Raw genomic sequence first — 24,530 nt, 5'->3', positions numbered from 1 at the left:
GCCGCAGGAGCCCAGGCTCGGCCCGCTCGATCGTCGTCGGTTCCCGGGGGCGGGCACCCGGCGGCTCACGACAGGAAGCTGCCGTAGGGGCCGTTCCGTATCCCGTTCTTCTGCTGCTGGTCGAAGTGGCAGTTCGGGTAGTCGTAGAACGAGGCGGACATCGGTGTGCCGTCGGTGCGCGAGGAGTCGGGCAGACCGAAGGCGTGGCCCAACTCGTGCACCATGCCGCCGTACCACCGGTTCATCGCGCCGTTGGTCCCGGCGGCACCGGCGGCATCGTGGCCGCTGAGGAGCACCCAGCCGCCCCCCGCACCGCCGCCGGAGACGCCCGCCTTCTCGGCGCTGACCTCGCCGACGCACAGCCAGCGCGAGTCAGGGGACCTGAGACCGAACCTGGCCATCAGCTCCTGCTGCATGTTGAAGACCACCCACCAGTACTCCTCGCCGCCGTTCGGCGTGTTCTCGTACCAGGCCCGCCCGTGATTGCCCTGGACCACTTCCACCGCCGGGTTGTTCAGCTTGAACGTCACGCCGAGTTCCTGGCGGTAGAAGCGCTGTGATTCCCGCATGACGCCGGTGATGCCGTTGGGGTACCGCGCGTCGTTGGCCACATCCGAGGGCTTGAGCCAGAACACTCGCACCGTCCCGGTCGGCGGGTCGGCGGCCCTTTTCTCAGCCGATCCCGCCGACGCCTGGGCAGTGCCGGTGAATGCCCCGGAACCAAGCACCGCGATCCCCCCGGCCGCCGCGGCCAACATCGCCCGCCGGGTGAAGTTGCATCCCTCCACTGGACGTCCTCCTAATCAAGGCATGTGCATGACAAGATTGCTGACGCCGACCTTCGATATGGCGAACAGTGTGCGCTCTGTCGGACTGCCCCGCGTAGGTGACATCAAGCCGTTGTCCTGGGCGTCGGATTCGGGCCGTCGGCAATGGAAGCTCGTCCCCACGACCGCCTGATCCCGAAAAGCCGCAACACTGTATGTGACGAGGCGTCAGACGGGTTCTGGTGACCGCCGCGGTGGGGCCTGTTCCCGGCCCAGGCCTGACACTGGGGCGCCCCGGAAGATCCGGGGCGCCCCAGTCCGGGAAGGTCGGTGCTCAGCAGATGTCGGTCAGTCTGGTGTTGCTGTACGGAGTGCTGTCGGAGCTCGTGGTGAGGACATGGCAGCCCGGCTTGACGTCGTCGACGCGCATGAAGCCGTTGTCGTACGTGGCGTCGACGCTGTCGCCGTCCATGAAGACGCTGTTCGTGCCCGCCGTGCCGCCGGGCAGGTACACCGAGGCGGTCGTGTTGGCCGGGACGTTCGCGCCGATGTCGACGCGTCCGCCGCTGGTGGTGTCGTAAGCGGCGCCGATGGTGCCCTGTGCGGTGGGAACAGTGACGTTGGCCCACGTGACCGAGGTCGGCTGCGGCTTGACCTGGAAGGTCCGGTAGCCCGGGGTGCTGGGCTGGATACCGAACATGCTCTGGGGGATGGTGAAGGAGGGAGACGCCGCCCACGGGTGGGAGTAGGTGGTGTTGGACTTCAGCGACAGGTCCCAGGCCTCCATGGTGGCACCCGCCCCGTCGTTGATCATGTTCATCCAGCTGCGGGTGCCGGTCGACGTCAGCATGGTGTGGGCGAGGTCGGGCCGGTTGCCCTTGTACAGGGACTGGATGACGAACGGGGCGCAGTACACGCTGCACGCCATGCCGCGGCTGCCCAGGTAGGTGGCCACCTGCGCGGCCTTCGAGGAGTCGGCTATGCCGAGCGCGGTGGCGAAGGCGCTGGCCTGGACGGCGTAGTGGTCGATCACCGTTCCGTCGTTCTTCAGCCCGTCACGGTAGGCCCCCTTGGTGGAGTCCCACATCCGTGCGTTGACCGCGTCCTTGATGGCGTCGGCCTTGGCCGTGTAGGTGGCGGCGTCCGAGCTCTTGCCCAGCGCGGTGGCGATGTCGGCCATGTCCTCGTAGGAGCGGAAGGCGATGGCGTTGATGACGGTGTTGTAGGAGGTGAAGACGTAACCGTCGCGCTCGGAGGTGGGCCAGTCGACGATGTCGCAGTCGTTGCAGCTGCTGGCACCCGAGCTACCGGTCGTCTTGTGGATCAGGCCGGTCGAGGACTCGAACCACTCGTCCGGCAGCTTGCCCTGCAGCGCGGTGTACGCGGCGGACAGCGGGGTGGTGTTGCCGGTCGTCTCATAGCTGTCGTGCATGGCCAGGATGACGTACATGGGCCACTCGGTGGGCCAGGTGCGGTTGGACTTCAGGAAGCTCAGCGAGTAGTCGCCCAGTGTCGCGTCGCCGCCGGTGTAGAGGTGGCCCATGAGCTGGAGGTAGGTGTCGGCCTCGTAGATGTCGCGTTCGCGCTCCCACGAGTCGACGTACAGGTTCAGGTTGGTCGCCTCGATGGTGTTGCGGGACAGCGCCCAGACCTTGTTGAGCGAGGTGTCGGAGGAGTCGAAGACGCCTGCCGACTCGTCGAACGGGTAGAGGTACGCCTCGGCCTTGAAGTCGGTCTCGGTCAGCCCGGTGGGGGCGCCGATGACCTGGACGTACCGGAAGACGCGCGGGCCCCAGGTTTCCAGCTGCTGGCTGCCGGACTTCAGGACCCACTTGTCCTGGTAGGTGTTGCCGCCCGACGTCTGGTACTTGACCGTGTTGGTGCCGGAGGTGACCTCGCCGTAGCGGATGTCGACCACCTGCCCGGAGGTGCCGGTCAGGTTCAGGGACAGACCACCGATCCAGGTGCGGCCGTAGTCGATGAAGTAGTTGCCGGAGGAGTACTCGGTGACCGAGACGGGCGTCTTGAACGTCTGCCGGACCTTCGCGGTGGGCGTCGGCTGGAGGTCGGTGAAGGCGCTCTTGGTGACCGCCGAGGGCCAGGCGGAGGCGTCGAAGGAGGGCGTGGCGAAGCCGAACGGGTAGCGGCGGGCGTCGAAGTTCTCCTTGGGTGCCGTGTAGTAACTGGTGCCGATGGAGCCGACGTTCGGCAGGATCGGGGTGCCGTCGAGGGCCTTCCAGTGGGAACCCGTGCCGAAGGTCTTGGTGGTGCCGTCGGTGTACCGGACCACCAGTTTGGCGAGGAAGCGTTGGCTGCTGGTGGTGTAGGCGAGCGCGCCGATGGTGTTGGTGGCGCCCGCGTTCAGCAGGGATGTGACGTCGTAGCCGTCGTAGCGGGCCTCGGAGCCGACCGAGCGGGTCGGGCCGACGCCGACGAAGCTGCCGTTGACCCACAGCTTGTAGACGTACTGCCGTGCCGGGGTGGTGGAGGCGCCCGTGGCGTACAGGTGGGCCCAGGCGACGCTCTTGCCGGTGGCCAGCTTGGTGGTGCCGCGGAGGAAGGTCCAGCTCGGAACCGTCAGCAGCCCGGTGCCGCAGTTCTTGCTCGTGCCGACGGCCAGCGCGCCGCTCGTGATGGTGCCGCAGGTGAAGTCGGCGTTGGTGGCGTCGCTGAAGTCGTTGCTGTACAGCGTGCGGTTGTTGGGGTCGGTGACGGTGAGGTCGTCGTAGGTGGCCTGCTCGGTGCTGCCGGTGCGGAACCCGATGCCACCGGCGGAGAAGGTGGTGTCGGTGGTGGTGTCGACCTGTGTCCAGGTGGTGTCGGAGTGTGCCTTGAGGGAGGTGGTGAAGGTCGAGCCGGAGGCGACGATCTTGAAGTCGTAGGTGGAGCCGGTGGTGAGGGTGAGGGGGAGGGCCTGGGCGGTCTTGAGGGCGGAGAAGGTGCCGTTCTTCTGGACCTGGGGGGCGATGGTGTTCTCGCCGTTGCCCTTGAACTGCCACAGGTAGTAGTTGCTGGTGTTCTGGGCGCGGAAGGTGACACTGGCGTACTTGGCGTTGATGACGAAGCTGCCCTGGAACGTGTAGTTCGTCCAGGCGGTCGGGAACCCGGTGCCGCAGTTCTTCGCCTTGTCGACGAACAGCGCGTCGCTCAGGATCGTGCCGCAGGTGAAGTCGGCGTTGTCGGAGTCGTTGAAGTCGTTGCTGTAAAGGGACTGGTCACCGCTGTCCGTCACGGTGATGTCGTCGAAGGTGGCCTGCTCGGTCAGCCCGGTGCGGAACCCGATGCCGCCCGAGTTGAACGTGGTGTCGGTGGTGGTGTCGACCTGTGTCCAGGTGGTGTCGGAGTGTGCCTTGAGGGAGGTGGTGAAGGTCGAGCCGGAGGCGACGATCTTGAAGTCGTAGGTGGAGCCGGTGGTGAGGGTGAGGGGGAGGGTCTGGGCGGTCTTGAGGGCGGTGAAGGTGCCGTTCTTCTGGACCTGGGGGGCGATGGTGTTCTCGCCGTTGCCCTTGAACTGCCACAGGTAGTAGTTGCTGGTGTTCTGGGCGCGGAAGGTGACACTGGCGTACTTGGCGTTGATGACGAAGCTGCCCCGGAAGGTGTAGTCGGTCCATGCGGTCGGGGTGCCGCTCCAGACCGGGGTGGCCCCGGACCAGGTGGTGCCCGGTCCGGTGCCGAAGGAGGCGGCTGCCGACCAGGGGGAAGCTGTATCCGAGGAGTCCCAGGTGCGGATACGCCAGGAGTAGCGGGAGGAGCTCGTCAGAGCCGGGCCGTCGTAGGAGACGTTGCCGTTGGCCGTGGAGGTGACCTGGCCCGAGTCCCATACGTCAGGGGTTCCGGTCAGCGCCGCGGAGGTGGTGGCGACCTGGACCTGGTAAGCGGTCTGCCGGTCGTCGCCGACCTGCCAGCCGAGCTGCGGTGTGGAGTCGGGGGCCACGTCGACGGGCGTGGTCAGGCTGTTCACGGTCAGCCTTGTGGGAGCGTCCTGAGCGGCGATTGCCAGGGGTAGCTGTCCGGTCAAGCCGCCGACGAGGGCGAACCAGGCGGTGAGCACCACCAGCAGGAGAGCGCGAGGAGTGCCGGCTCTGCTGGCTCTTCGGCGGCTTCTGGCTATGGGGAAGAGAGGGGCGACAGGCTGCACGGGCGATCCTTGATACGTTTCAATCGGCAGGGGGGAGTTTCCAGCCAGGGGTGGAGTGGAGTGGCTGACATCCTGAGGGGCATATGCGGGACTGTCAACGTTCCCGTCACATTGCTGAAACCGATTAGCGAAGGAAAGTTTTGTGCGCGTCTGATAGGCGCGGACCGCGGCAGACCCCACTGGGTGACCGCGTGAAGGGACTCCGCGGAGTCGGTGGCCCGCCCGGTGGAGCGAGGAGGAGCTGTCTGTCCACTGTGACCTGCACCTGAGGCCTGTGTCCTCAGCCGGTATCGTCTTGCGGCGACGCCTCGGCGATTCCGTCGGATGATGGTCGGCGTTGGAAAGGCCGCGGGCGGACGGGGCCGGATCCAGCTCCGTATCCAGCTCTGGAACAGGTTCGGGATCCAGCTCTCGAACAGGTTCAGGGAAACCGAACTTCCCGCTGTCGTATGCCTTTTGGTGCGGCTCTCGTAGGGGCGTGTCCGATGTCGTGCCCAGTCGGGGTGTGAAACGTTTTATGCGATCGCGGCTACTTGTCGCGGACATCCTGGCGCCGAGCGACATCGGTATGCCGATCGGCGCGGACGCCGGCCGGAGAGTCGGTGACCGCTCAAGGTCGGGGCAGTTCCGAGTAGCCATGGATCATGGGCTCGGCAAGGGGCTGCGACGAAGCCTCACCTGCTGGGGGCGGCCGCTGACCCGGGCCGTCCGGGGGTCTCGAATTCACGCGTTCCTACTGAACGAACTCTTCGTCACGCGTGATCGCGATCCGGTCACCGACCTTGAGTGCTTCGGCGAGGTCATGGGCGATGAAGATCGAGCTGTGACTGACGACGTCAGCCAGGCTCGGCAAACTCGTCCCGGGGGTCTGCGTATCAACGGGGAGAGTGCGCTGAGGGGTTGACGGTTGGCCGACGGCGAGGGTGGCGGGGCAATCGTGCGTGGCGAGGACGGCGAAAGCGGATCTTCGTCTTGGACGATGCGGCGGAGGGAACCGTTGCCACGGGAAAGCGGTTCGTGTGTTCGCTCTCTGGCCGCCTGGCCGCCTGGCCGCCTGGCCGCCTGGCCGCCTGGCCCCTCTGGCTGCGACTCGGCTGCGCCCGTGCCTCGCCACAGCCGATGGGAGCGGACTTCAGGGCCGCTACAGGGTTCTGGAGGCCACGATCCCCTGCCGACACAGGATCTGTGTCGGCAGGGGATCGACGTCAGTGACAGCGACCGCTGTCCGGCCGGCAAGCGCGACCGGGGGTCGTGGAGCCGGAACACCCTTCGACGGGGAGCCGGACGTGGATCCATGTTCATGGACATGGTGGAAACAAAGGCCCGCCGGCTTGCCGTCGGCGTGTCCGGAGCCTTCCGGTTCGCCACCAGGTGGGTCGGTTACCCGGTGGCCTCCTTGGTGTCGCCGCCGCGGACGCCGAAGCGGTAGGAGCCCGACCCGACCTCGAACACGGCGGCCCCGTTCTCCATCCGGAGGAATCGGACTCCCTTGGCGGCGGCGGCCGGTCGGCCGCCCTCGGTGACCGCTTCGCGGGTCTTCGACGGCACGTGAACCTCCGCGACGGTGTTGACCGGCACGCTCACCTTCAGGTCGAGAGTGCCGTTGCGGGTGCTCCACTTCGAGGAGAGAGGGCCGTAGACGGTGGCGAGGCTTCCTGAGCCTTTGGTCAGGTTTCCGCCGGGCATCGGCGCGATGCGGGAGCGCTTGTAACCGGGCTCGATCGCGGAGAGGCCACCGATGTTCTGGAACATCCAGTCGCCCACGGCGCCGTAGGCGTAGTGGTTGAAGGAGTTCATGTCGACCGGGCCGAAGTCGCCGTTGGGCATGATCGAGTTCCAGCGCTCCCACATGGTGGTGGCACCGTTGGCGACCTCGTAGCCCCAGGACGGGTAGTCCTTGTGGAGCAGCATCTTGTAGGCGAGGTCGTCCCGGCCTATTTTGCTCAGCGCGGGGAGCAGCAGCGGTGTGCCGATGAAGCCGGTCCGCAGGTGGTTGTCGGTGAGCGCCAGTTTGGCCACGAACTTCTCGCCGACCTTCTCGACCAGGGCCGGGTCCGAGACGAGGTCCATGCCGAGGGCCATCGCGTATCCGGTCTGCGAGTTGCGCTTGACGGTGCCGTCGGCTGCGACGTAGGCCTTGGTGAAGGCGTCACGGATGTCGGCGGAGAGCTTGCTGTAGTCGGACGCACCCGCGTCGTCGCCCAGGGCCTTGGCGATCTCCGCCATCATGCGGGCGTTCTCGGCGTAGTAGGCCGTGCCCAGGATTCCCTGCTCGGTGGGGTCGTCCAGGTGCAGCCAGTCGTTGGTGAAGAACGTGGTGCGGCCGGGTTCGAGAAGGTCCGCTCCGGCGCTGTCGCGCACGAACTGGAAGAACTTCTGCATGGCGGGGTAGTTCTCCCGCAGGATGCGGGTGTCGTCGTAGGAGCGCCACACGGAGTAGGGCACGGTGATCATCACGTCGGACCAGCCGACACCGCTGTCGCCGAACTGGCCCTGCGGGGTCGGTACGACCGCGGGCAGGTCACCGTTGGCGTACTGGGAGTTGCGGACGTCCGCCATCCAGTGGGACAGGAACGCCCGGGTGTCGACCAGGTAGTTGGCCGTCGGTGCGAACAGGCTGATGTCTCCCGTCCATCCCAGGCGTTCGTCGCGGGCCGGGGTGTCGGTGGGGATGGAGAGGAAGTTGCCCCGCTGACTCCAGGAGATGTTGCTCACCAACTGGTTCAGCATGGTGTCAGAGGTCTTCAGCGCGCCGGTGGACGGGAGGTCGGACCCCCACACGACACCCTTGACGTCGGAGAGCGCGGGAGCCTTGCTCACCCCGGTGATCTCGATGTAGCGGAACCCGTGCTGGGTGAAGGTGGGCTCGTAGGTCACCGTCCCGGTCTTGGCGAAGACGTAGCGGTCGGTGACCCGGGCGGTGCGGAAGTTGTCGGTGTAGAGGGTGCCGTTCTTGTTGAGCACCTCCGCGTAGCGGATCTTGACGGTCTGGCCGGCGGATCCGGTGAGGGCCAGCCGGGACACGCCGACCATGTTCTGACCGAGGTCGTAGACGTAGGTTCCGGTGGTGGGCTCGGTCATCTTGCGGGCCTTGAGGACCTGGGTCCGGCGGACCGGCTCGTCGCTCTGCGGGACCAGCAGGGCGGTGCGGGGTTCCAGGCTCGCGGCGGGCTCCCACTTCGCGTCGTCGAATCCGGGCCGGCTCCAGCCCGACGGCTTCAGACGGGCGTCGTAGGTCTCGCCGTCCTGCAGGTCGGCCTTGACGTAGGGGCCGTCCGCCGACTTCCACGAACCGTCCGTGGCGATCCACTGGATGGAGCCGTCGGTGTAGGTGATGCGCAGCTTCGCCACGAGAGCGGGGGCGTCCCCGTACTGGTGGCTCCAGCCGAGTCCGACCTTGCCGGCCCACCAGCCGTTCGCCAGGGATGCGCCGATCGCGTTCGGGCCGCGGGCGAGCAACTTCGTCACGTCGTAGGTCTGGGACTGGATGCGCTTGTGGTAGTTCGTCCAGCCCGGGGCGAGTACCTGGTCGCCGACCGGCTTGCCGTTGATCTCCAGCTCGTAGACGCCGAGCGCCGAGGCGTAGACGCGTGCGGAGGCGACCTTCTTGCCGGCCTTGGTCGCGAAGCCCTTTCGCAGCAGTGGCAGCGGCCGGACCGCGGGCCCGCCGAGGGCGTCCGTGGTGCCGGAGACCACGAGGGCGGAGTCGACGATCTCACCGCCGGTGAACGGGTTCTGGTCGGCGGCGAAGTCGGTGTCGAGCAGCGTGCCGCCGTCGGTGCCGGTCACGACGGCGTCGTAGACGGTTCCCCGTTCGCCGCAGCATCCGTGGGTGCGGAAACCGATGTAGCCCTTGCTGAACGTGGCGTCCGTGAAGGTGTTGACCAGCTTGCCGTCGAGAGTCGTCTTGATGGTGGTGCCCACCACGTCGTAGCGGACGGTGTGCCGGCCGGCGAGGAGACTGGCGTTGGTGAAACCGTAGGGCGCGAGGTCTATTTCCTGCACCACGCTGTAGTTGCCCTTGACCTGCTGGTGCAGTCTCAGCATGGGGGTCGGGCCCGTGACGTTGAACTGCCACATGTAACCGTTGCTCGCGTCGGAGGCCCGCAGGAACATGCCGAAGGCATTGCTGTCGATCTTGAAGTCGACCGTGGCGACGTAGTCGGTCCACTTGTCCAGCTCGCTCGGAGCCGCGGGACGAGTGATCCACTGGGCGTCGTCCCAGTCGCCGGAGTCCAGCAGGCCTGTCTCGAAGGACGCGTGCGCGCTCCACGCGCTCGCGGTCTTCCTGTCGTCCCAGGCCCGCACCCGCCAGTAGTACCGTGTGGCCGGCTTCAGATCGGGACCGCCGTACCGGACACCGACCTGGCGGTCGGACGCCACCTTGCCGGACGACCACACATCGGCCGACCCCGGCGTGCGTCCGACTTGGATCTCGTAGGCCTTCTGCGAGGTTGCCCGCCGGTCCGACGTCGACTGCCAGCCGAAGACCGGGTCCTCATCTCCGATGCCCAGCGGGTTCACCCGGCCGTTGGTGGTCAGCGCCTTTATGGAGAACGACGAGTCCGAGGCCGACGCGGCGGGGGAGACGGAGCCGGGTAGGACCGCCGTGCCTCCGACCACGGCGCATACGAGAAGCCCTCTGAGGAGTACCAACAGAAGTGAGCGTTTACGGACCATGGCATCTCCATCTGGATCGTTCAGGCAGTAGGGGTACGCGGCCTGTGTCGTCGCCGCGAAGCACGATGTGCGTGATGGACGTCGGCCCGCCGTGCCGTCAGCAAGGACTTCAGGGCGCCGGCAGCGTCGGCGCCGCCGTCTTCGGCGAGAGCGGTGCGGTGACGTCGTGGTCTGGTACCGCAGCCGGTGGTGGCAGCCGGTTCAGCCGGGGGCCAGGGCGGCGAGGGGGCGCGGCACCAGCACCAGCACCAGCACCTGCTCGGGCGAGTCGACCTGTGCCGTGGGGCCGCACTCCGACCTGACCTGGTACGCCGTCCGCCGCCAGGCAGGGTCATCGGTGCGGACCTGCCACGACAGCCGAGGTTCAGGGGTGCCGACGCCGAGCGTGTCCTTGCGGTGCTCGAAGCGGACCGACACCACCTCGGTGCCGGGCTCCGGACGCTCTGGGCCCATGTCGGCCGCCTCGCTTCACTATCATGTGCAACGTTCCACGTTTGAAACGACTCAACCCTGGGGCGGAGATGTCCGCCACGTCAAGAGGGAAGCGCAGAAAAATGCGGCGCGCATCGAGCGGGTTCGATGCCGCCCGCTCGCCACAGGTCGCACGCCCCGGCGAAGACGTCGGCTGATCAGGCGCCTGGCGGCGGTGCGGTGGTGCCGCGTGTCACGAGGTGGGGTGTCGATGCCGTGACGACGGCGCGGTCGCGGCGCTTTTCGATGCGTTCCAGGAGCAGTCGGGCGGCGGTTTCGCCCATCATGGGGCCCGCCTGGTCGACGCTGGTGAGGTTGACGGGGGTGAGTGCGGCGACGGAGGTGTTGTTGTATCCGGCGAGGGAGAGGTCGTCGGGGATGCGCAGGCCGAGTTCGGCGGCAGCACGGAAGACGCCGGTCGCGGCGACGTCCGCGCCGGCGAAGATGGCGGTGGGCGGGCGGGTGGAGGTGAGCAGTTCTCTGGCGCCGGTGTAGCCGCCTGTGTCGGAGTATCCGGAGTGCACCACGCGGGTCAGGTCGGCCAGGCCGTGGCGGGTCATCGCGGTGCGGTAGGCGGCGCGGACGTGGTGTTCGGGGCGTTGTTCCCACTGGCTGCCGCGTACCGTGGGGTGCGATATGTGGGCGATGTCCCGGTGTCCCAGGGCGACCAGGTGGTCGATGACCAGGTCGACGCCGGCTCCGTCCTGGTTGACCACGCAGTCGTACGCGGGGGAGGGGTCGTGGTGGCCGATGACCACGGTCGGCACCTCGGCCGCGATGCGCACCACCTCCGTGCGGGCGACGGCGGGCGCGATCAGGATCAGGCCGTCCATCTGCCGGTCCACCATGGCGTGGATCAGCCTGGTCTGCTCCTCCATCTCGGAGGAGCCGCTGGAGCCGAGGAAGAGGGCGTACTCGGTGCCCCGCAGAGCGGTGTTCACGCCGTCCAGGAGGTCGGCGTAGAAGGCGTTGCGGATGCTCGCGAGCAGCACGCCGAGCGTGTAGGTGCGTCCCCGCATGCCGCGGGCGGCGGCGTGCGGGCGGTAGCCCAGCTCGGCCATGGCCCGCTGCACCCGCTCACGCATCGCGGGACTCACCCCGTAGGCGTTGTTCAGCACCTTCGACACCGCCGAGGTCGACACACCCGCGCTGCGCCCGACATCGGTGATGGTGACCCGCTTCGAGCCGCCTGCTGGTTGCACTGGGGGTCCCCGCCTCTCCGCTGCCGTGCACCGGTCTGCCCCGTCCGGCGTTTCGGGAACGTTACTCGCAGACGGCTTGACGGCTTCGGCCTTCCTGCCTCAGTCTGTGGGGCATCTCTTCGTGGCACGTTACACGAAGCCGGAGGGCATCCGTCGTGTTGCGGCCGGGCGTCAGGCTCTCGGGGACGGCCTACCGCGACCGGCGAATCACGGCCTTCAGGTGGGGTGATCGGTCTACCGGGTCGACTCGGCACCTCGCTCGTCGCGGCGCTCCGAAGCTTGCCCACAGGTATCGGCCGCCGGTATCACACCCTGAATTGAATCGTTTCATCCCGCTCGGCGAAGGAACGTCCATGAGGTCAAGTGCTCTCGCCAAGAGAAGGGCGGCCGTCGCCGCAGCCGCCGTTCTGCCGATTCTGTCGCCGGAGCGCCCATCGCCAACGCCGCGCCTCTGGAGCGGTCGACGTGCATTGTCGGCGCGAACCAGCCGCGGATGGGTCTGAACGGGCGAGGGAGCGTACCGCACCGAAGAGGTGAAGAGCCCGGACGGTCGAGATGCGCCTCCGGCCGCCCGGGCTCTTGGATCGGTCCGTCTTCGGCGCGGAACTCGAACGGAACCGACAGGTCGCGTCTGAATTCGTCGTTGCACTGTCGTTGCGCGCCGAAGTGGCTCATTGCAGTGCTCGGTGGCCCGATGAAGCAGTCAGTCACAGACCCGGCGCACGCCGGTCGGGCCCCGCACTGCTTGTAATAGTTCCCGCCACAGTGATCGTTCAGTGGTCGGAATAGCTGAAGTCGCCCATGGTCCAGGCGCTGACGTCCTCGATCGCGACACGGTACATCCCGCCCGTCTCCGGGATGCCCACCGTGCCCTGCAGGATCCGGGCGACATGGAAGTGCAGATGGGTAGGCGGCCCGTGCTTCGCGGGAGATTTGAAGACGGCGGAGAATTCGCCCAAGCGGTCCGAATCCATGAGCACATCCGACACCCTCTGCCTCCACACTGCTTCGGGAGCCAGCCGACCGGTGATGACTGCACCACCGGTGACCACGGTCAGGGACATCTGATTGCTCTGCCCGGACTCCACCAAGGCGGCGACGTCAACCAGCAGCTCGTCAGGCTTCGACATGGGGCAGATTATATTCGCCGGCCGTCTCGCTGGTGCAGTGGTGGCGCTATCGGGCAAGGCCGGCGCTCACGGTCTTGTAGCCGGAGGCCCGGCGGGTGACCGTGGTGGCACGGGCGAGGAGGCTGACCATAAGTTGGCCGACACCGCCGGTGCCACCGTTCTGGTCAGGGGGCGCAGCCGTCCAGTGTGCAGCGGCCCTCGTGTATCCCGTGCGCCGGCGGCGTCACGGGAAGCCCGACGGGCTACGCGCCTGTGGGTGGGTCCCGCCAAGCGCCGAACCTGAGTCTCGGAATGGGCCGGGCCGCGGAAATACCCGGCACCACCCCCCGCCTTCCTCCGCGCCGTCGGCGAAGCCCGCCTCAGCGCACCGCTGCGCTCCGAGGGCGGTCGTCGCCCCTACTCCCGCCACCAGCTGTGCATCGCCGTGCGTGCTCGCGAACTCGTGCACGCCTGCGCACCATTGAGGCCTCCTGCCGCATCGTCATCCTCGGAGACCTGCTCGAAGAAGCCCAGCGCGTCAACGCGGAGTACCGCCGCGCCGCATCCGCGCACAGGGCAGGTACCGGACCCGCAGCCCGCGACAAGGATCCGGTGCGGCAGCCTTACGCCGATTTCTGATGTGAGCGCAGGATCGGCCCTGGATTAAGCCGGTTGTCCATCCGCTGGGCCGACGGCACCGGACTGGGCCCGGCCGTGTCGTCGGCGACAGGGCATACAGCACCGCCGTACCCATCGCTACCTGCGAAGACGCCGAATCGAAGCCTTGCCTGGCCCGGTCTACGGGCGGCCGTCCGGCCGCCTCACCACAGCCGGGCGCCTTGATGATGGTGCCGTCCACCGCGATCTCGTCCAAGACAAGGGGTCCGTGCCGTCGGATGGCGACATACGTTTTCCGGCACTCGGGCCGGGACGGCATCGTTCGGCAGCGCAGGGTGAAGGCCGGCCAGTGCGGTGGCGTCGTGCCGGCGGAGCGTCGTTGCAGGAGCGCCGAGGACAGGGCAGAGCGGGAACGGTCGCAACCACTCGATGCTCCCGTGTGCCTGATTGCTGCGGCGCCCCCGTCGGCGGCACTCGCACAGCGGCGACGTCGGTATGAGCCATGCCGCCCCCGTGGGCGCCGCCACACCCGCGGTGGACGTCCGCAACCGGCTGCACCTGTCCGTCGACGACCTCGTCCCTGCGGTTGTCCACATTCGAAACCGGGCGCGCCGCTCGTCGTACTTGTCCGGCCTCGCCGTCAGTACCCGCGGGGATCCCGGTTGGGGTCGAACTGCTGAACCTTCCTGGCGAGATTGGAACCGTCGATGGCGACGCCGTACCGGGCGCGCACGTACCGCATCGCGGCGGCGATGCATGCCACGGGGTCGTAGATGTTCACCGAGGTACCGGGAGCGTGGCGTTGGGCGAATGTCTGCGGGATGCACTGCACGATGCCCCGGGAACACTGGAAATGTGTGAGCGCGCCGTTCAGTCTCACGATCCGCCCATCGCCCAGATAGCCGTCACCGAAGTCCTTGACCTTGCTGAAGCCGGGAGGTGTTTTGGCGTTGGAGTCCCACATGTTGCAGGCGTTGGGGTTGCCGGACGACTCGCGCACGACGGCTGTCTGGAAGCCCTTCACCCAGTAGTTGCTCGCCTGGACTCCGGCCGCTGTACTCGCCTGCGCGATCCAGTCCTCCAGCGTGCCCTCGGCTGTGCACCGATGGAACGTCACCTGCTTCGGGTCGATCTGCCCCATGGCATCGACACCGGTACCACCCGTCCCGCCCACCGGGAAACCGGTACGTACCCGGAACAGTCCTGCGCTCTGCCCGAGTTCCGTCAGTGACTGCATGCCGGGTGTCCCGACGGCGTCACTGCCGGAGAAGTGCAGCACCGTACGACGAAACTCGTCGTAGAGGGTCTGCGTGGCGGTCTCGAAGATCCCGCGTTCATCGGCCACGTCCGTGTGCATGACCCTCTCCAGCCCGTCCTGCACCAGAGCCACATCGGCCCTCGGGCTGGCGTCCCCGCCCGGCTGCGCCTGCTCCTCCTGGGCGCTGTGCGTCGAGGCCCAGACCACCTGGTTCAGGCTGATCCAGGGCTGCTCCGCGGCCGGGGACGAACCCGCCCTGACGTTGAACAGCTCTGACCGCTTGCCCAGTTCGACCAACTCCTGCGTGCTCGGCACGCCGTGGCTGTCCGTCTCGGAGTGGCCCAGCTTCTCCATGCGGAATCGCTCGAAGAGCTCCTGCGTCTCCGCCTCGAACACGGAGTGCGGGTCGTCCGGGGCGACGCCCATGACCTTCTCCAACGCGTCCTGCACGAGAGCGACATCGTCCGCCGTGGTGCCGTCGCCGCTTTCCGCGGCCTGCTCCTCGGCGGTGGGGTGAGCGGCCGCCCAGGTGAGCTGGACCGAGGACACCCACGGCAGCGCCTCTTCGGCCTCTGCCACGGCCAGCGCATCGGACTCATGGGACGAGGCAGCGGGCATGTAGGTATATCCGGGCTTGTTCTTCAAGCCCGGATCCGCCGTGACGATTCCCTCCGCGAATTTCGGCAGTCCGTATCCGTAGAGATAACTGTCCCGGCGGGCACGCTTTTTCAGGTACACCCCGTCGCCCTCGGACGAACCGTTGGCGTTGGTGTTCCCTTCGATGGTGTACGCATAATCCGCGTCGTACTTGTGGACGAGTCCGACGTGTTGGCCTCCCGAGTGACCGAAGAACACCATCGCCCCGATCGCCGGATAGTACGAGAACCTCCCGCGGTTCTTGTACCAGTTGACAGCCGTCGGGCAAGAGGCGGTCACAGGTGCCAGACTCTTCACGCCGGCCTGCTGGAAGGCCCAGGACTGAAAGGTCTGACACCATGCCTGGTTCTGTGACCACTCCAGCCCGGGAACGGCCGGGGAAAACTTCTGATGGTTGTTGTAGTGACCGTGCGAGAAACCTTCGTGGTATCCCACTTCGGTCTTCGCGATGGCGATGAGAGTGTCCGTCTGGCTCATCGTTGCAATCTCCTTTCCCGCAGTGTGAAGGCACACCAAGACAGGCGAAGGCACACGAGGGAATGCGAGGAACGCATGGAACGCTACGGAAATTCGGCCACCGGTCACTGAGCTCGCGCGGCTGTTATGTCCATGATATCGCCGGTGGTGCGGCGCCGCATCTCACCCCATTCAGAGCGGAAAGCAACACAATGATCCTCTGCAGGCCCTCGGCCTCGGCTCCGGCTCCGCCGACGACCTACCCGGTATGCCTCTGAGCGTCGTCGAGTTGGTCGAGTTGGTCGGCCAAGCCGGCCAGGTCGTCGGCGTGCAGGTCGAACCCGTCCGAGGAAGTGGGTGGGTCGCCGACGGGGCGGGCGACGTAGGCGGTGCGCAGGCCGAGGCGCTGTGCTCCGCGCAGGTCCCAGGCGTGGGCGGCGACCTTCAGCAGCCGCTCCGGCGGGCACCCGGAAACGGTGACAGCCAACTGGTAGACGGCTGGGTCCGGTTTGTAGGTCCGGGCCTCCTCGGCGGACAGGGCCTGGTGCCAGCGCAGTCCGGCGTGGGCGTTGAGCCCCAGCAGCGCCGTCCGGCTCGCGTTGGAGAGTCCGATCAGCGGGTACCGTTCGGCGAGTCGGGCGAGCCCCGGCACGGTGTCGGGCCACGGCGGGAGTCTGCGACCTGACAGGGCCAGCGTTGCCACGGTGGTCGGATCGTCGACTCCGACGGCGTCGGCGACGAGCCGGGCGGCCTCCAGGCCGAGGGCGTCGCTGGTGAGATAGGGCCGGACGCCGTCGAGGACGCGACGTTGCTCGCGGTCGATGTGTTGCTGCCACAGCGACAGAAGCCGCTCGACCCCGGGGCCGTCGAGCGAGGGGTCGAGTGCACGAATGCCGGCACGGATACCGGCGGGTTCATCGACGAGTGTGCCGAGAACGTCGAACACGACAGCGTCGATCTTCAGCTCTGACATGGCAGAGGTCTCCTGGACGAAGCAGGGGCGTAAGCGTGGCTGTAGACCGAACGCAGCGGCCTGCCGTGCGCATTCCCCGTAACCGCACGGCCTGTACCGTCGACAGACCGCGAAGAAAACCCCGTCGCAGTGTCGTCGACGCGGCGGGGGTGAGTGGACCGGCTGGTGGACCTCTCAGGTGGTGGACAGCGCGGTCAGGTCGCGGCGGCGGTTTCGGCGCGGGAGAGGGCGACGTCGAGTACGACGAGGAGCGCGTCACGGACGGAGCCGGTCCTGCGGGCGTCGAAGACGATCAGCGGTATGTGTTCGGCGATGTCCAGTGCCCAGCGCACCTCGTCCAGGTCGTGCTCGACCTCCCCGTCGAACGCGTTGACGGCGACCGCGAAGGGGATGCGTTTGTGCTCGAAGTAGTCCACGGCCGCGTAGCAGTCGTCGAGGCGGCGGGTGTCCACGATGACCAGGGCTCCGAGAGCGCCCTCGACCACGTCGTCCCACATGAAGCCGAACCGGTCCTGGCCCGGCGTCCCGAACAGGTACAGCTTCAGGGTCGGATCGAGGGTGATGCAGCCGAAGTCCATGGCGACGGTGGTGGTGGTCTTGTCGGGAGTGTGTGAGAGATCGTCCACCCCCGCCGCGACCTCGGTGATCGCGGCCTCCGTGGTGAGCGGTCGTATCTCGGAGATCGAGCCCACCGTGGTGGTCTTGCCGACCCCGAAGCCGCCGGCGATGACGAGCTTGACCGGTAGTGGCGGCTGCTCAGCCGCTGTCGCGGAGTGTGCCCCGTGAGTCGGGGACGGCACGGAGACCATTGATAACCCTTCGCAGTACGGAGATGTCCTGGGCGGTCCCGGCGTTCGGCACGTGGACCGCCAGATGCCCGGCGGCACACAGATCCTCGGAGAGCACCCGGACCACGTTGAGGTGCAGTCGCAGGTGGGCGGCCAGTTCCGCCACCGACTGCGGCCGTCGGCAGGCGGCGACGATGTCGTGGTGTTCGAAGGCGAGTGTGCCGAGGACGGAGAGACCGGCCGAGGTCGACACGATCTGGGTCTCGATCGGGATCGGCGCGGCGGTGCCTGCCCCGGACACTCGGCCGGCGGTCAGGAGGAACGGCCGGACCGCAGGTGCGCGGCCTGCCGGCTCCGGCGAGCTGTCCCAGGTGTCCTCTGCTGCCTCATGTGGTTCCTGCTCACCGTCGGCCATGGCGACCTCCTACCTTGCGGGGCTGGGTCAGCCGGCCGGTGTGGAGCCGACGCTGTTCTTCAGCTCCATCACGAGTTGGGGGGTGAGCGCGGCCCCGGCGCGATTGGCGAAGAGGGTCATCTCGTAGGCGATGTTGCCCAGTTTCGCCTCCTTGGAGGCGACCACACCGAGTACGGCGCCGTTGCCGACGGCCGACACCAGTACGTGGCCGCCCTCCAGGTCGATGATGACCTTGTTGAGGCCGCCCAGACTGTAGTTGCCGGAGACACCGGCGGCGAGACTCGTGACACCGGACACGATTGCGGCGAGCCGTTCGGAGTCGGCCCTGTCGCGTAGTTGGGCGACAGCGATCAGCAGGCCGTCGGACGACACCGCGATGGCGTCGACGACACCGGCGGTGTCCGTGGCGAAACGGTCGAGCAACCAGGTGAAGTCGGCTGCCGCGGCTCGCAGGTCGGTGGGCTTTGCCTGTTCGGGGGTGCTGTCACCTGTCGACGTGGTCACTGCCCGTCTCCTTCTGGCCTTCTGGGGTTTCTGCTCTTGCGGTGGTGCCGGTTCTGTCCGTGGGCGAGGCACTGTCCTGGTCCGCCCTGCGGACGGCGGCCTCGAACTCGTCGAGTTCCGAGCGGACGGCGTCCGCGTCGACAGGCTGCCGCACGGAGGAGATGCTCCGGTCGGCCGTCGGGGTGGACACGGTGAGCGTCGCGCCCCGGACCCGCCGCCGCAGTGGTCGGGTGGCTCCCGGCACAGGACCCTCCGGCGTGGCGGTCCTCTCCGCGTCGAGGCGGGGCGGGACGCGTCGCGGCAGGTCACCCTGCGGTGACAGGGTGATCGGCCGCCGTTCGGGGGCTATGGCGGTGGCTGGTGCGGTTTCGGGTACGACGGCCTGCCCGGCGGGTCTCGTCGTGAGCGCCGCCATGATTTTGGTCGGACCCGTGGCAGCGGGCGGTGCGGCGTCCACGGGGCTCATCGTCAGCAGGAGCACGGAGGGGATCCAGACGGTACTGGTGACACCACCGCCCGGTGTACGGCTCAGGGTGACATGGAGTCCGAGATGGCGGGCGAGGCTGCCGACCACGAAGAGTCCGAGCACCTTGGTCGGTACGAGGTCGAGCCGTTCCCGGCGGACGAGGCGGGCGTTCTCCTCGGCGAGGCGTTCCGCACTCATTCCGAGGCCGTGGTCGATGACCTCGACCAGCGCCCCGCCGTCCTTGGTGACATCCGTGCCGGGCCGCACGACCACTTCGACAGGAGTGTGTGACGGGGAGAAGGAGACCGCGTTCTCCAGCAGTTCCGCGAGCATCAGCGTCAGGTCGCCGATGATGTCGGGCCCTACGGTGATGTCCGTCTCGGAACGCAGGGACACCCGTTGGTATCCCTCGATCCGGCCGAGGCCGGAGCGTATGACGTCGACCAGAGGGGTCGGCCGGGCCTCGACGTCGGTCTCCCGGATTCCGGCGAGCAGCATCAGGCTGTCGGCGTTGCGCTGGAGCCGTACGGCGATGTGGTCGATGCGGTAGAGCCGGTCGAGAAGGTCGGGGTCGGTCTCCTCGCGTTCCACGGCATCGATGAGCGACAGCTGGCGTGTGGTCAGATTGCTGACCCGGCGTCCGACGTTGCCGAACATCTCGGCGACGTTGCGGCGGCTCAGTACCTGCCGCTCCAGCAGTGCGGCGGCGGTGACCTGCACATGGTTGAACGCCTCGGCCAGCTCGCCGATGTCGTCGCGGACCGGGACCGGGATGGCCTGCGGCCGGAACGGGGTGCCGTCGGCGGACTCGTCGTCCGCGACCCGGGCGAGTTCCTCGTCCGCGGCCTCGACCACCTGCTGGGCGGAGCCGGTCAGGGCCATGAGGGGGCGGATGACCGAGCGCCGGACCAGGACACAGAACGCCAGCCACGCGGCGAAGCCGAGCACGGCCACACCGAGCATCAACCATGCCTTGCCCAGGGCGTTCGAGGACAGGGAGTCGGCCTGGGCCGCGGTCTGCCTGATCAGCGTCCGGGTGATGCCGAGGCGCGTGTCGGCCTGCCGTTCTCCGGCGGCGATCTTCTCGCGCAGTTCCCGCGTGGTCTGCGACTGCAGGGAGCCCGGATCGACCTGGAGTTCCGCGAACTGGGATGTGATGTCGTTCTGTTCGGCGCCGCGCTCGATGCCGGCCATGCTCAGGACCTGATCCGGCGTGGCCATACGGCTGAAGCGGTCCGACTGGTACGTGTAGAGCTCATGGGCGCCGACCGCGCGCGAGTACTCGGTGAGGGCGTTCGCGTCACGGGTCTGTGCGGAGAACACGGCGCTCTCGAAAGCCGCGTGAGCCGCGTCAGCGCGTAGCGCCGCGTCCAGCAGATTGGTCACCGAGGACTCCGAGGTCGCGGAGAAGCCGTCGAGTCCGATGCCGTCGATGAGGTATCCGACCGCGGCGTCGTACGCGGGGTCGATGTTCGCGGCGGGGACATAGCCCCGATCGAGCTTCTCGCGCAGGGCGTCAAGGCTGGCGATGTACTCGAGCGCCTGTGTCTCCTCGGACGGAAGGCTCGATCCGAACGCGGACCGCACGGCCGCGACCCGCGCGTCGGTGGCTTGCTGTGCCTCACGGTAGGCGGCGGTCGACGGCTGGTCGGCTCCGGGGCGGTCCGCCTCGTACTGTACGGACAGCAGGAGTGCCAACCGGTGTTCGGCCTGTATGTCGTTGATGAGTGCGGCGACCTGTTCACTGTCGCGCACCAGTTCAGCGATCCGGTCGGCGTCGCGGACCTGCTCGATCTGACCGGCGACGCCGATGCCGAGCAGTACGCCGACGACCGCGATGGGCGCGATGACGAGCACGTTGAGTTTTCGCCGGAACGGCCACCGGGCGAGAACGGATACCGCCCGCCGGCGGAACACAGGAGTCCGGTCCGTGCGCCCGGGCGGCTGCTCCACTGTGTTCGCGGGCACGCTGCCTCCTTCGATGTTCGTGTGAGCGGCGACCGCAGGGCTGTTGCCGCAGGACCGTCAACGACCGGGAACGGGACCGGCGTTCTCGCGACGCCGGCATGCGTGAGCGATCGGACACATGACGTGAGCTACTGGATCTCGTCACGTGTCCGGATCCGGTCGGTCGGAGACTATCGTCTGTGTGATCGCTTTGAGCCTGTACGTAATCAAGACTTGATTACAAATTGTTCGCGCCCGCCTACCGAGCGGTGCCACCGCCGTGGAGGAACTGGCGGGGCCCTGCTACATTCCCACCGCGACAACCGCCCGGGCAACGGCCCGAGGTGCTGCCGCCGTTGCGATTCCGGCCCTCTGCCGGATTGTTCTCCTCCCCCACGCCCAACCCGTACGCCCCCGTGTCCTGTTGAGGAGACCCCGTGCACTCCACCCGCAAACCGACTGCGGCAGCCGTCACGTTCCTGGTCGTGGCCACTGTTGTCACCGGCTGCGAAAGCGGTTCGACCACCGACGCGTCCACTGTCGGTTCACGGGAGCCGGGTTGCCCCGCTGTCCTCGCCGAGGCGAAACAGGCTGTCAAAGAGGCCGAGGACACCAACGCTCCCTGGGGCGGCCCCACCACCGGACCTGAGGCCGTCTCCGGCAGGACCATCGCCTACGTCGCCCAGACCATGACCAACCCCGGTGTCTCCGGCGTCGCCAGGGGCGTGCAGGAAGCGGCCAAGGTCGTCGGCTGGGACGTCCGCACCATCGACGGGCAGGGTACGCCCGCCGGTATCCGGGCGGCTTTCGCCGAGGCCCTCGCTCTCAAGCCTTCCGGCATCGTCATCGGTGGCTTCGACCCCAAGTCCGTGACCAGGCAGGTCGAGCAGGCGGACGCCGCGGGCATCCCGCTGATCGGCTGGCACGCCACGGCCGCCCCCGGCCCCAGCAAGGATCCGAAGCTCTTCAGCAATGTCACCACCAAGGTCGAGGAAGTCGCGGAGATCAGCGCCGAATGGATCATCGCCCGCTCCAACGGTCGTGCGGGTGTGGTGCTGTTCACCGACGCCTCGATCCCCTTCGCCAAGCGAAAGTCTGATCTGATCAAGAAGAAGCTCGCCACCTGCTCCGACGTCGAGTTGCTGAGCTACGAGGACATCCCCATCCCGGAGGCCAACAGCCGCACCGTCGAAAAGGTCTCCTCGCTCCACTCCCGCTTCGGTGACAGATGGACCTACTCCGCCGCCATCAACGACCTGTACTTCGACCACGCGGCACCAGCGCTGCGCGCCGCCGGTCGCCAGGGCGGCGGCGCTCCGTTCAACATCGGTGCCGGCGACGGCGACCCGTCAGCCTTTCAGCGCATCAACGGCAAGCAGTTCCAGGCCGCCACCGTGCCCGAGCCCCTGTCCGAACAGGGATGGCAGATCATCGACGAATTCAACCGCGCCTTCGCGGGCGAGCCGGCCAGCAAATACGTCGCCCCGGTCCACGTCACCACCGCGGACAACAGTGGCGGTGCACTGTCCTGGGACTCGGACGGCTACCGTCAGGCTTACCGCAAGATCTGGGAGAAATAGGCACTGGCGAGTGGTCGGGGCGCCGAAGACGGCAGCGCGTACGGCGACCGGTAGCAGGACGCAGCCGCCGAGTACGACTTGCCGGTGGACCGCATGCGCTGTGGGATCGCCTCCTGCCGCACAGGCGGCCGGCCCGTCACACTGGCCGATTCCACACGCCGGTCGGCCCCTCACACTGGCCGACTCCACAGGACGGCTGATCCTCACACCGGCCGACCGTCCCGGTGACGTCGGCGCGTCGAGGAGGGGCCGACGGTGCATGGCTCGCGAGCCGCTCCCGCGAGGCGGTTCCGCTGCTCCGGTCGTACTCTGACCTCATTGGATGGCGGGCGGAACAACGGTGGTGCCCCTGCCGCGCCGGAAGGAGCGGCTCGCATGCACGGGGATGCGACCACGCATGACGACGAGATCCTGGCGACGCCCGGCGGGCTGCTGGACCTGTTGCACGTCGCGTCGGTGGTTCTGGACGCGGGCGGTCGTATCGCGTTGTGGAGCCCCGCGATGGAGCAGCTGCTCGGCTACTCCGCGCAGGAGGCACTCGGGCAGCGCTCCGACCTGCTGCTGGTCGCGTCCGAGAACCGGACGCGAGCCCGGGAACTCTTCACCCAGGTCAGCTCGGGGTCCCGGTGGACAGGTGTGTTTCCGCTGCGGCACCGTGACGGCGGGGAACGTGCCGTGGAGTTCCGTACGATGCGGTTGCTCGACAGTGAGGGGAAGCCGCACCTGCTCGGGCTGGCGGCGGACGCGATGACCGTGCGGAGCGTCGAGCGGGATCTGGCTCTCTCCCACAGCCTCGTCAACCAGACACCGGTGGGTATCGCTGTCTTCGACACCGCCCTGCGGTGGGTCGGCGTCAATCCCGCTCTGGAGCGTATGAACGGGGTGCCGGAGTCGGCTTTGGTGGGCCGCCGGGTGGGTGACGTGCTGCCGGATCTGGAGGTGGACGCCATCGAGGGCCGGATGCGGCACGTCCTGGAGACCGGCAGGCCCCTGCTTGATCAGCAGACCGTCGGCCACACGGCTGCGGATGCCGAGGACCGTACGTTCTCCGAGTCGTACCACCGCATCGAGGACACGAGCGGCCGGGTACTCGGCCTCGCCATGGCCGTCCTGGACGTCACGGAACGCCAGCGTGCCGCCGCCGAGGTGGCCCAGGCACGCCGGCGCCTGGCCGTGATCGCGGACGCCGGGGTACGGATCGGCACGACGCTGGACCTGAGGCGGACCGCGCGGGAACTGGCGGACGTCACCGTGCCGCATGTGGCGGATCTTGCTGCCGTGGACATCCTGGAATCCGTTGTGACCCTCGGCAGCGTGGTCCCTGTCACCGGAGATTCCCCGGCCGAGTTCCGTGCGCTGGCCGTGGCGGCCGGTTACCCCTCCGACGCGATTCACGCCGCCGACCCGGTCGGCGGACTGGCCACCCACGGATCGTCGAGAACCATCACCCAGTGCGTCCGCACCGCCCGGCCGGTTCTGGTCGAGCGTGTGGATGAACGCTCGATGCGGCGGATCGCCCGGGACGAACCCGCCGCCCGTGCCCTCCTCGCGGCAGGCGTCCACTCCTACATGGCGCTGCCGCTGATGGCCCGGGGCAGCGTGCTCGGCACCCTCAGCCTGTACCGCACGGTCAACGACCGCCCCTTCGACGATCAGGACTGCCTTCTCGCCTCGGAACTGGCCGCGCGAGCCGCCATCTGCATCGACAACGCACGCCTCTACGGCCGCGAACGCGCCGCCGCCCTGACGCTGCAGCGCAGCCTGCTCCCCGCCGCACCGGTCCAGCGGGAGGGACTCGACATCGCCGCCCGATACCGCCCCGCCCTGAGTGACGTGGGCGGCGACTGGTACGACGTCCTCCCACTGGGCCCGGGGCGAACCGGGCTCGTCGTGGGAGACGTGATGGGGAAAGGCGTCCCTGCCGCCGCGATCATGGGGCAGCTGAGCTCCGCCACCCGTGCGCTCGCCCGCCTTGACCTGGAGCCCGCAGAACTGCTGCGGCATCTCGACGACATCACCGGCTCGCTCGGAGACTCCATCGCCACGTGCGTGTATGCCGTGTGCGACCTGAAGCGCGGCACCTGCACCCTGTCCAGCGCCGGTCACCTGCCGCCCATCCTGGTGACGGCCGACGGCACCGCGCGCCTCGTCGACATCCCCGGCGGCGTACCGCTCGGAGTGGGCGGCGTGGACTTCGGCACCGTGGAACTGGAACTCACTCCCGGCTCGCTGCTCGCTCTCTACACGGACGGACTGGTCGAGAACCGAACAGAACCGATCGACGCCGGACTCACCACCCTGACTCGTCTTCTCCAGTCCCCGAGCAGCACCGGCCTGGAACAGACCAGCGATGCCCTCCTCGGTGCCCTGCGCCCGCAGCCCGACGACGATGTCGCACTCCTGCTGGTCCGCGTCCGCGTCCGCGTCCGCACCCGCACGTGAACCGGAGCCCGGCTCCATGTACTGCGTACCGCACGCGGCTCTGTCCGACAGGCCGGACC

At 67.9% G+C, this 24,530-nt stretch carries 14 protein-coding genes and 2 pseudogenes; 3 read left to right on the top strand and 13 right to left on the bottom strand.

Annotation, left to right across the window (positions count from 1 at the left end; translation table 11 throughout):
* Nucleotides 1-65: 65 nt before the first annotated feature.
* From OG622_RS03705 to OG622_RS03680, 6 genes are all read right to left on the bottom strand, one after another.
* Nucleotides 66-635, bottom strand: coding sequence for a hypothetical protein (locus OG622_RS03705; protein ID WP_371573235.1), 570 nt, complete (start codon nucleotides 633-635; stop codon nucleotides 66-68).
* 466 nt (nucleotides 636-1,101) lie between these two features.
* Nucleotides 1,102-4,905 (bottom strand): family 78 glycoside hydrolase catalytic domain, encoded by a 3,804-nt coding sequence (locus OG622_RS03700; protein WP_371573233.1) that lies wholly within the window; start codon nucleotides 4,903-4,905, stop codon nucleotides 1,102-1,104.
* 1,380 nt (nucleotides 4,906-6,285) lie between these two features.
* Nucleotides 6,286-9,528: a family 78 glycoside hydrolase catalytic domain gene (locus OG622_RS03695; RefSeq protein ID WP_371573231.1), complete on the bottom strand. Its 3,243-nt coding sequence runs from the start codon at nucleotides 9,526-9,528 to the stop codon at nucleotides 6,286-6,288.
* 258 nt (nucleotides 9,529-9,786) lie between these two features.
* The gene (locus tag OG622_RS03690) at nucleotides 9,787-10,038 is read right to left on the bottom strand and encodes a hypothetical protein (protein ID WP_371573229.1); all 252 of its coding nucleotides are present in this window, start codon (nucleotides 10,036-10,038) and stop codon (nucleotides 9,787-9,789) included.
* A gap of 176 nt (nucleotides 10,039-10,214) precedes the next feature.
* The gene (locus OG622_RS03685) at nucleotides 10,215-11,258 is read right to left on the bottom strand and encodes a LacI family DNA-binding transcriptional regulator (RefSeq protein ID WP_371573227.1); all 1,044 of its coding nucleotides are present in this window, start codon (nucleotides 11,256-11,258) and stop codon (nucleotides 10,215-10,217) included.
* 773 nt (nucleotides 11,259-12,031) lie between these two features.
* A complete protein-coding gene (locus tag OG622_RS03680) occupies nucleotides 12,032-12,388 on the bottom strand; it encodes a hypothetical protein (protein WP_371573225.1) in 357 nt (118 codons plus the stop codon).
* A gap of 291 nt (nucleotides 12,389-12,679) precedes the next feature.
* Between OG622_RS03680 and OG622_RS03675 the strand changes: the two are divergent.
* Nucleotides 12,680-13,006, top strand: a pseudogene (locus OG622_RS03675) (MerR family DNA-binding transcriptional regulator).
* A gap of 142 nt (nucleotides 13,007-13,148) precedes the next feature.
* On the opposite strand, the pseudogene OG622_RS03670 reads toward OG622_RS03675, so the two are convergent.
* From OG622_RS03670 to OG622_RS03640, 7 genes and pseudogenes are all read right to left on the bottom strand, one after another.
* Nucleotides 13,149-13,247, bottom strand: a pseudogene (locus tag OG622_RS03670) (IS5/IS1182 family transposase); the annotation flags it as partial.
* Nucleotides 13,248-13,625: 378 nt separating this feature from the next.
* Nucleotides 13,626-15,377 (bottom strand): hypothetical protein, encoded by a 1,752-nt coding sequence (locus OG622_RS03665; protein ID WP_371573223.1) that lies wholly within the window; start codon nucleotides 15,375-15,377, stop codon nucleotides 13,626-13,628.
* A 238-nt stretch (nucleotides 15,378-15,615) separates the two neighbouring features.
* Nucleotides 15,616-16,329 (bottom strand): haloacid dehalogenase type II, encoded by a 714-nt coding sequence (locus OG622_RS03660; protein WP_371573221.1) that lies wholly within the window; start codon nucleotides 16,327-16,329, stop codon nucleotides 15,616-15,618.
* A 194-nt stretch (nucleotides 16,330-16,523) separates the two neighbouring features.
* Complete coding sequence (locus OG622_RS03655; RefSeq protein WP_371573219.1) at nucleotides 16,524-17,138, bottom strand: ATP/GTP-binding protein; 615 nt, start codon at nucleotides 17,136-17,138, stop codon at nucleotides 16,524-16,526.
* The gene (locus OG622_RS03650) at nucleotides 17,086-17,532 is read right to left on the bottom strand and encodes a DUF742 domain-containing protein (RefSeq protein ID WP_371573217.1); all 447 of its coding nucleotides are present in this window, start codon (nucleotides 17,530-17,532) and stop codon (nucleotides 17,086-17,088) included. The genes OG622_RS03655 and OG622_RS03650 overlap by 53 nt, the downstream gene beginning before the upstream one ends.
* 27 nt (nucleotides 17,533-17,559) lie before the next feature.
* Nucleotides 17,560-18,036, bottom strand: coding sequence for a roadblock/LC7 domain-containing protein (locus OG622_RS03645; RefSeq protein WP_371573215.1), 477 nt, complete (start codon nucleotides 18,034-18,036; stop codon nucleotides 17,560-17,562).
* Nucleotides 18,017-20,470: an ATP-binding protein gene (locus OG622_RS03640; RefSeq protein ID WP_371573214.1), complete on the bottom strand. Its 2,454-nt coding sequence runs from the start codon at nucleotides 20,468-20,470 to the stop codon at nucleotides 18,017-18,019. Before OG622_RS03640 ends, OG622_RS03645 begins: the two co-directional genes overlap by 20 nt.
* Nucleotides 20,471-20,886: 416 nt before the next feature.
* Between OG622_RS03640 and OG622_RS03635 the strand changes: the two genes are divergently transcribed.
* On the top strand, nucleotides 20,887-22,029 hold the full coding sequence (locus OG622_RS03635) for a substrate-binding domain-containing protein (RefSeq protein ID WP_371573212.1): 1,143 nt from the start codon (nucleotides 20,887-20,889) through the stop codon (nucleotides 22,027-22,029).
* A gap of 375 nt (nucleotides 22,030-22,404) precedes the next feature.
* Nucleotides 22,405-24,471 (top strand): SpoIIE family protein phosphatase, encoded by a 2,067-nt coding sequence (locus OG622_RS03630; protein ID WP_371573211.1) that lies wholly within the window; start codon nucleotides 22,405-22,407, stop codon nucleotides 24,469-24,471.
* The last annotated feature ends 59 nt before the right edge of the window (nucleotides 24,472-24,530 follow it).

This window comes from Streptomyces sp. NBC_01314 (assembly GCF_041435215.1).
Lineage (GTDB): Bacteria > Actinomycetota > Actinomycetes > Streptomycetales > Streptomycetaceae > Streptomyces.
The sequence above is the reverse complement of the archived record's forward strand: the minus strand, read 5'-3'. Positions and strand labels throughout refer to the sequence as shown.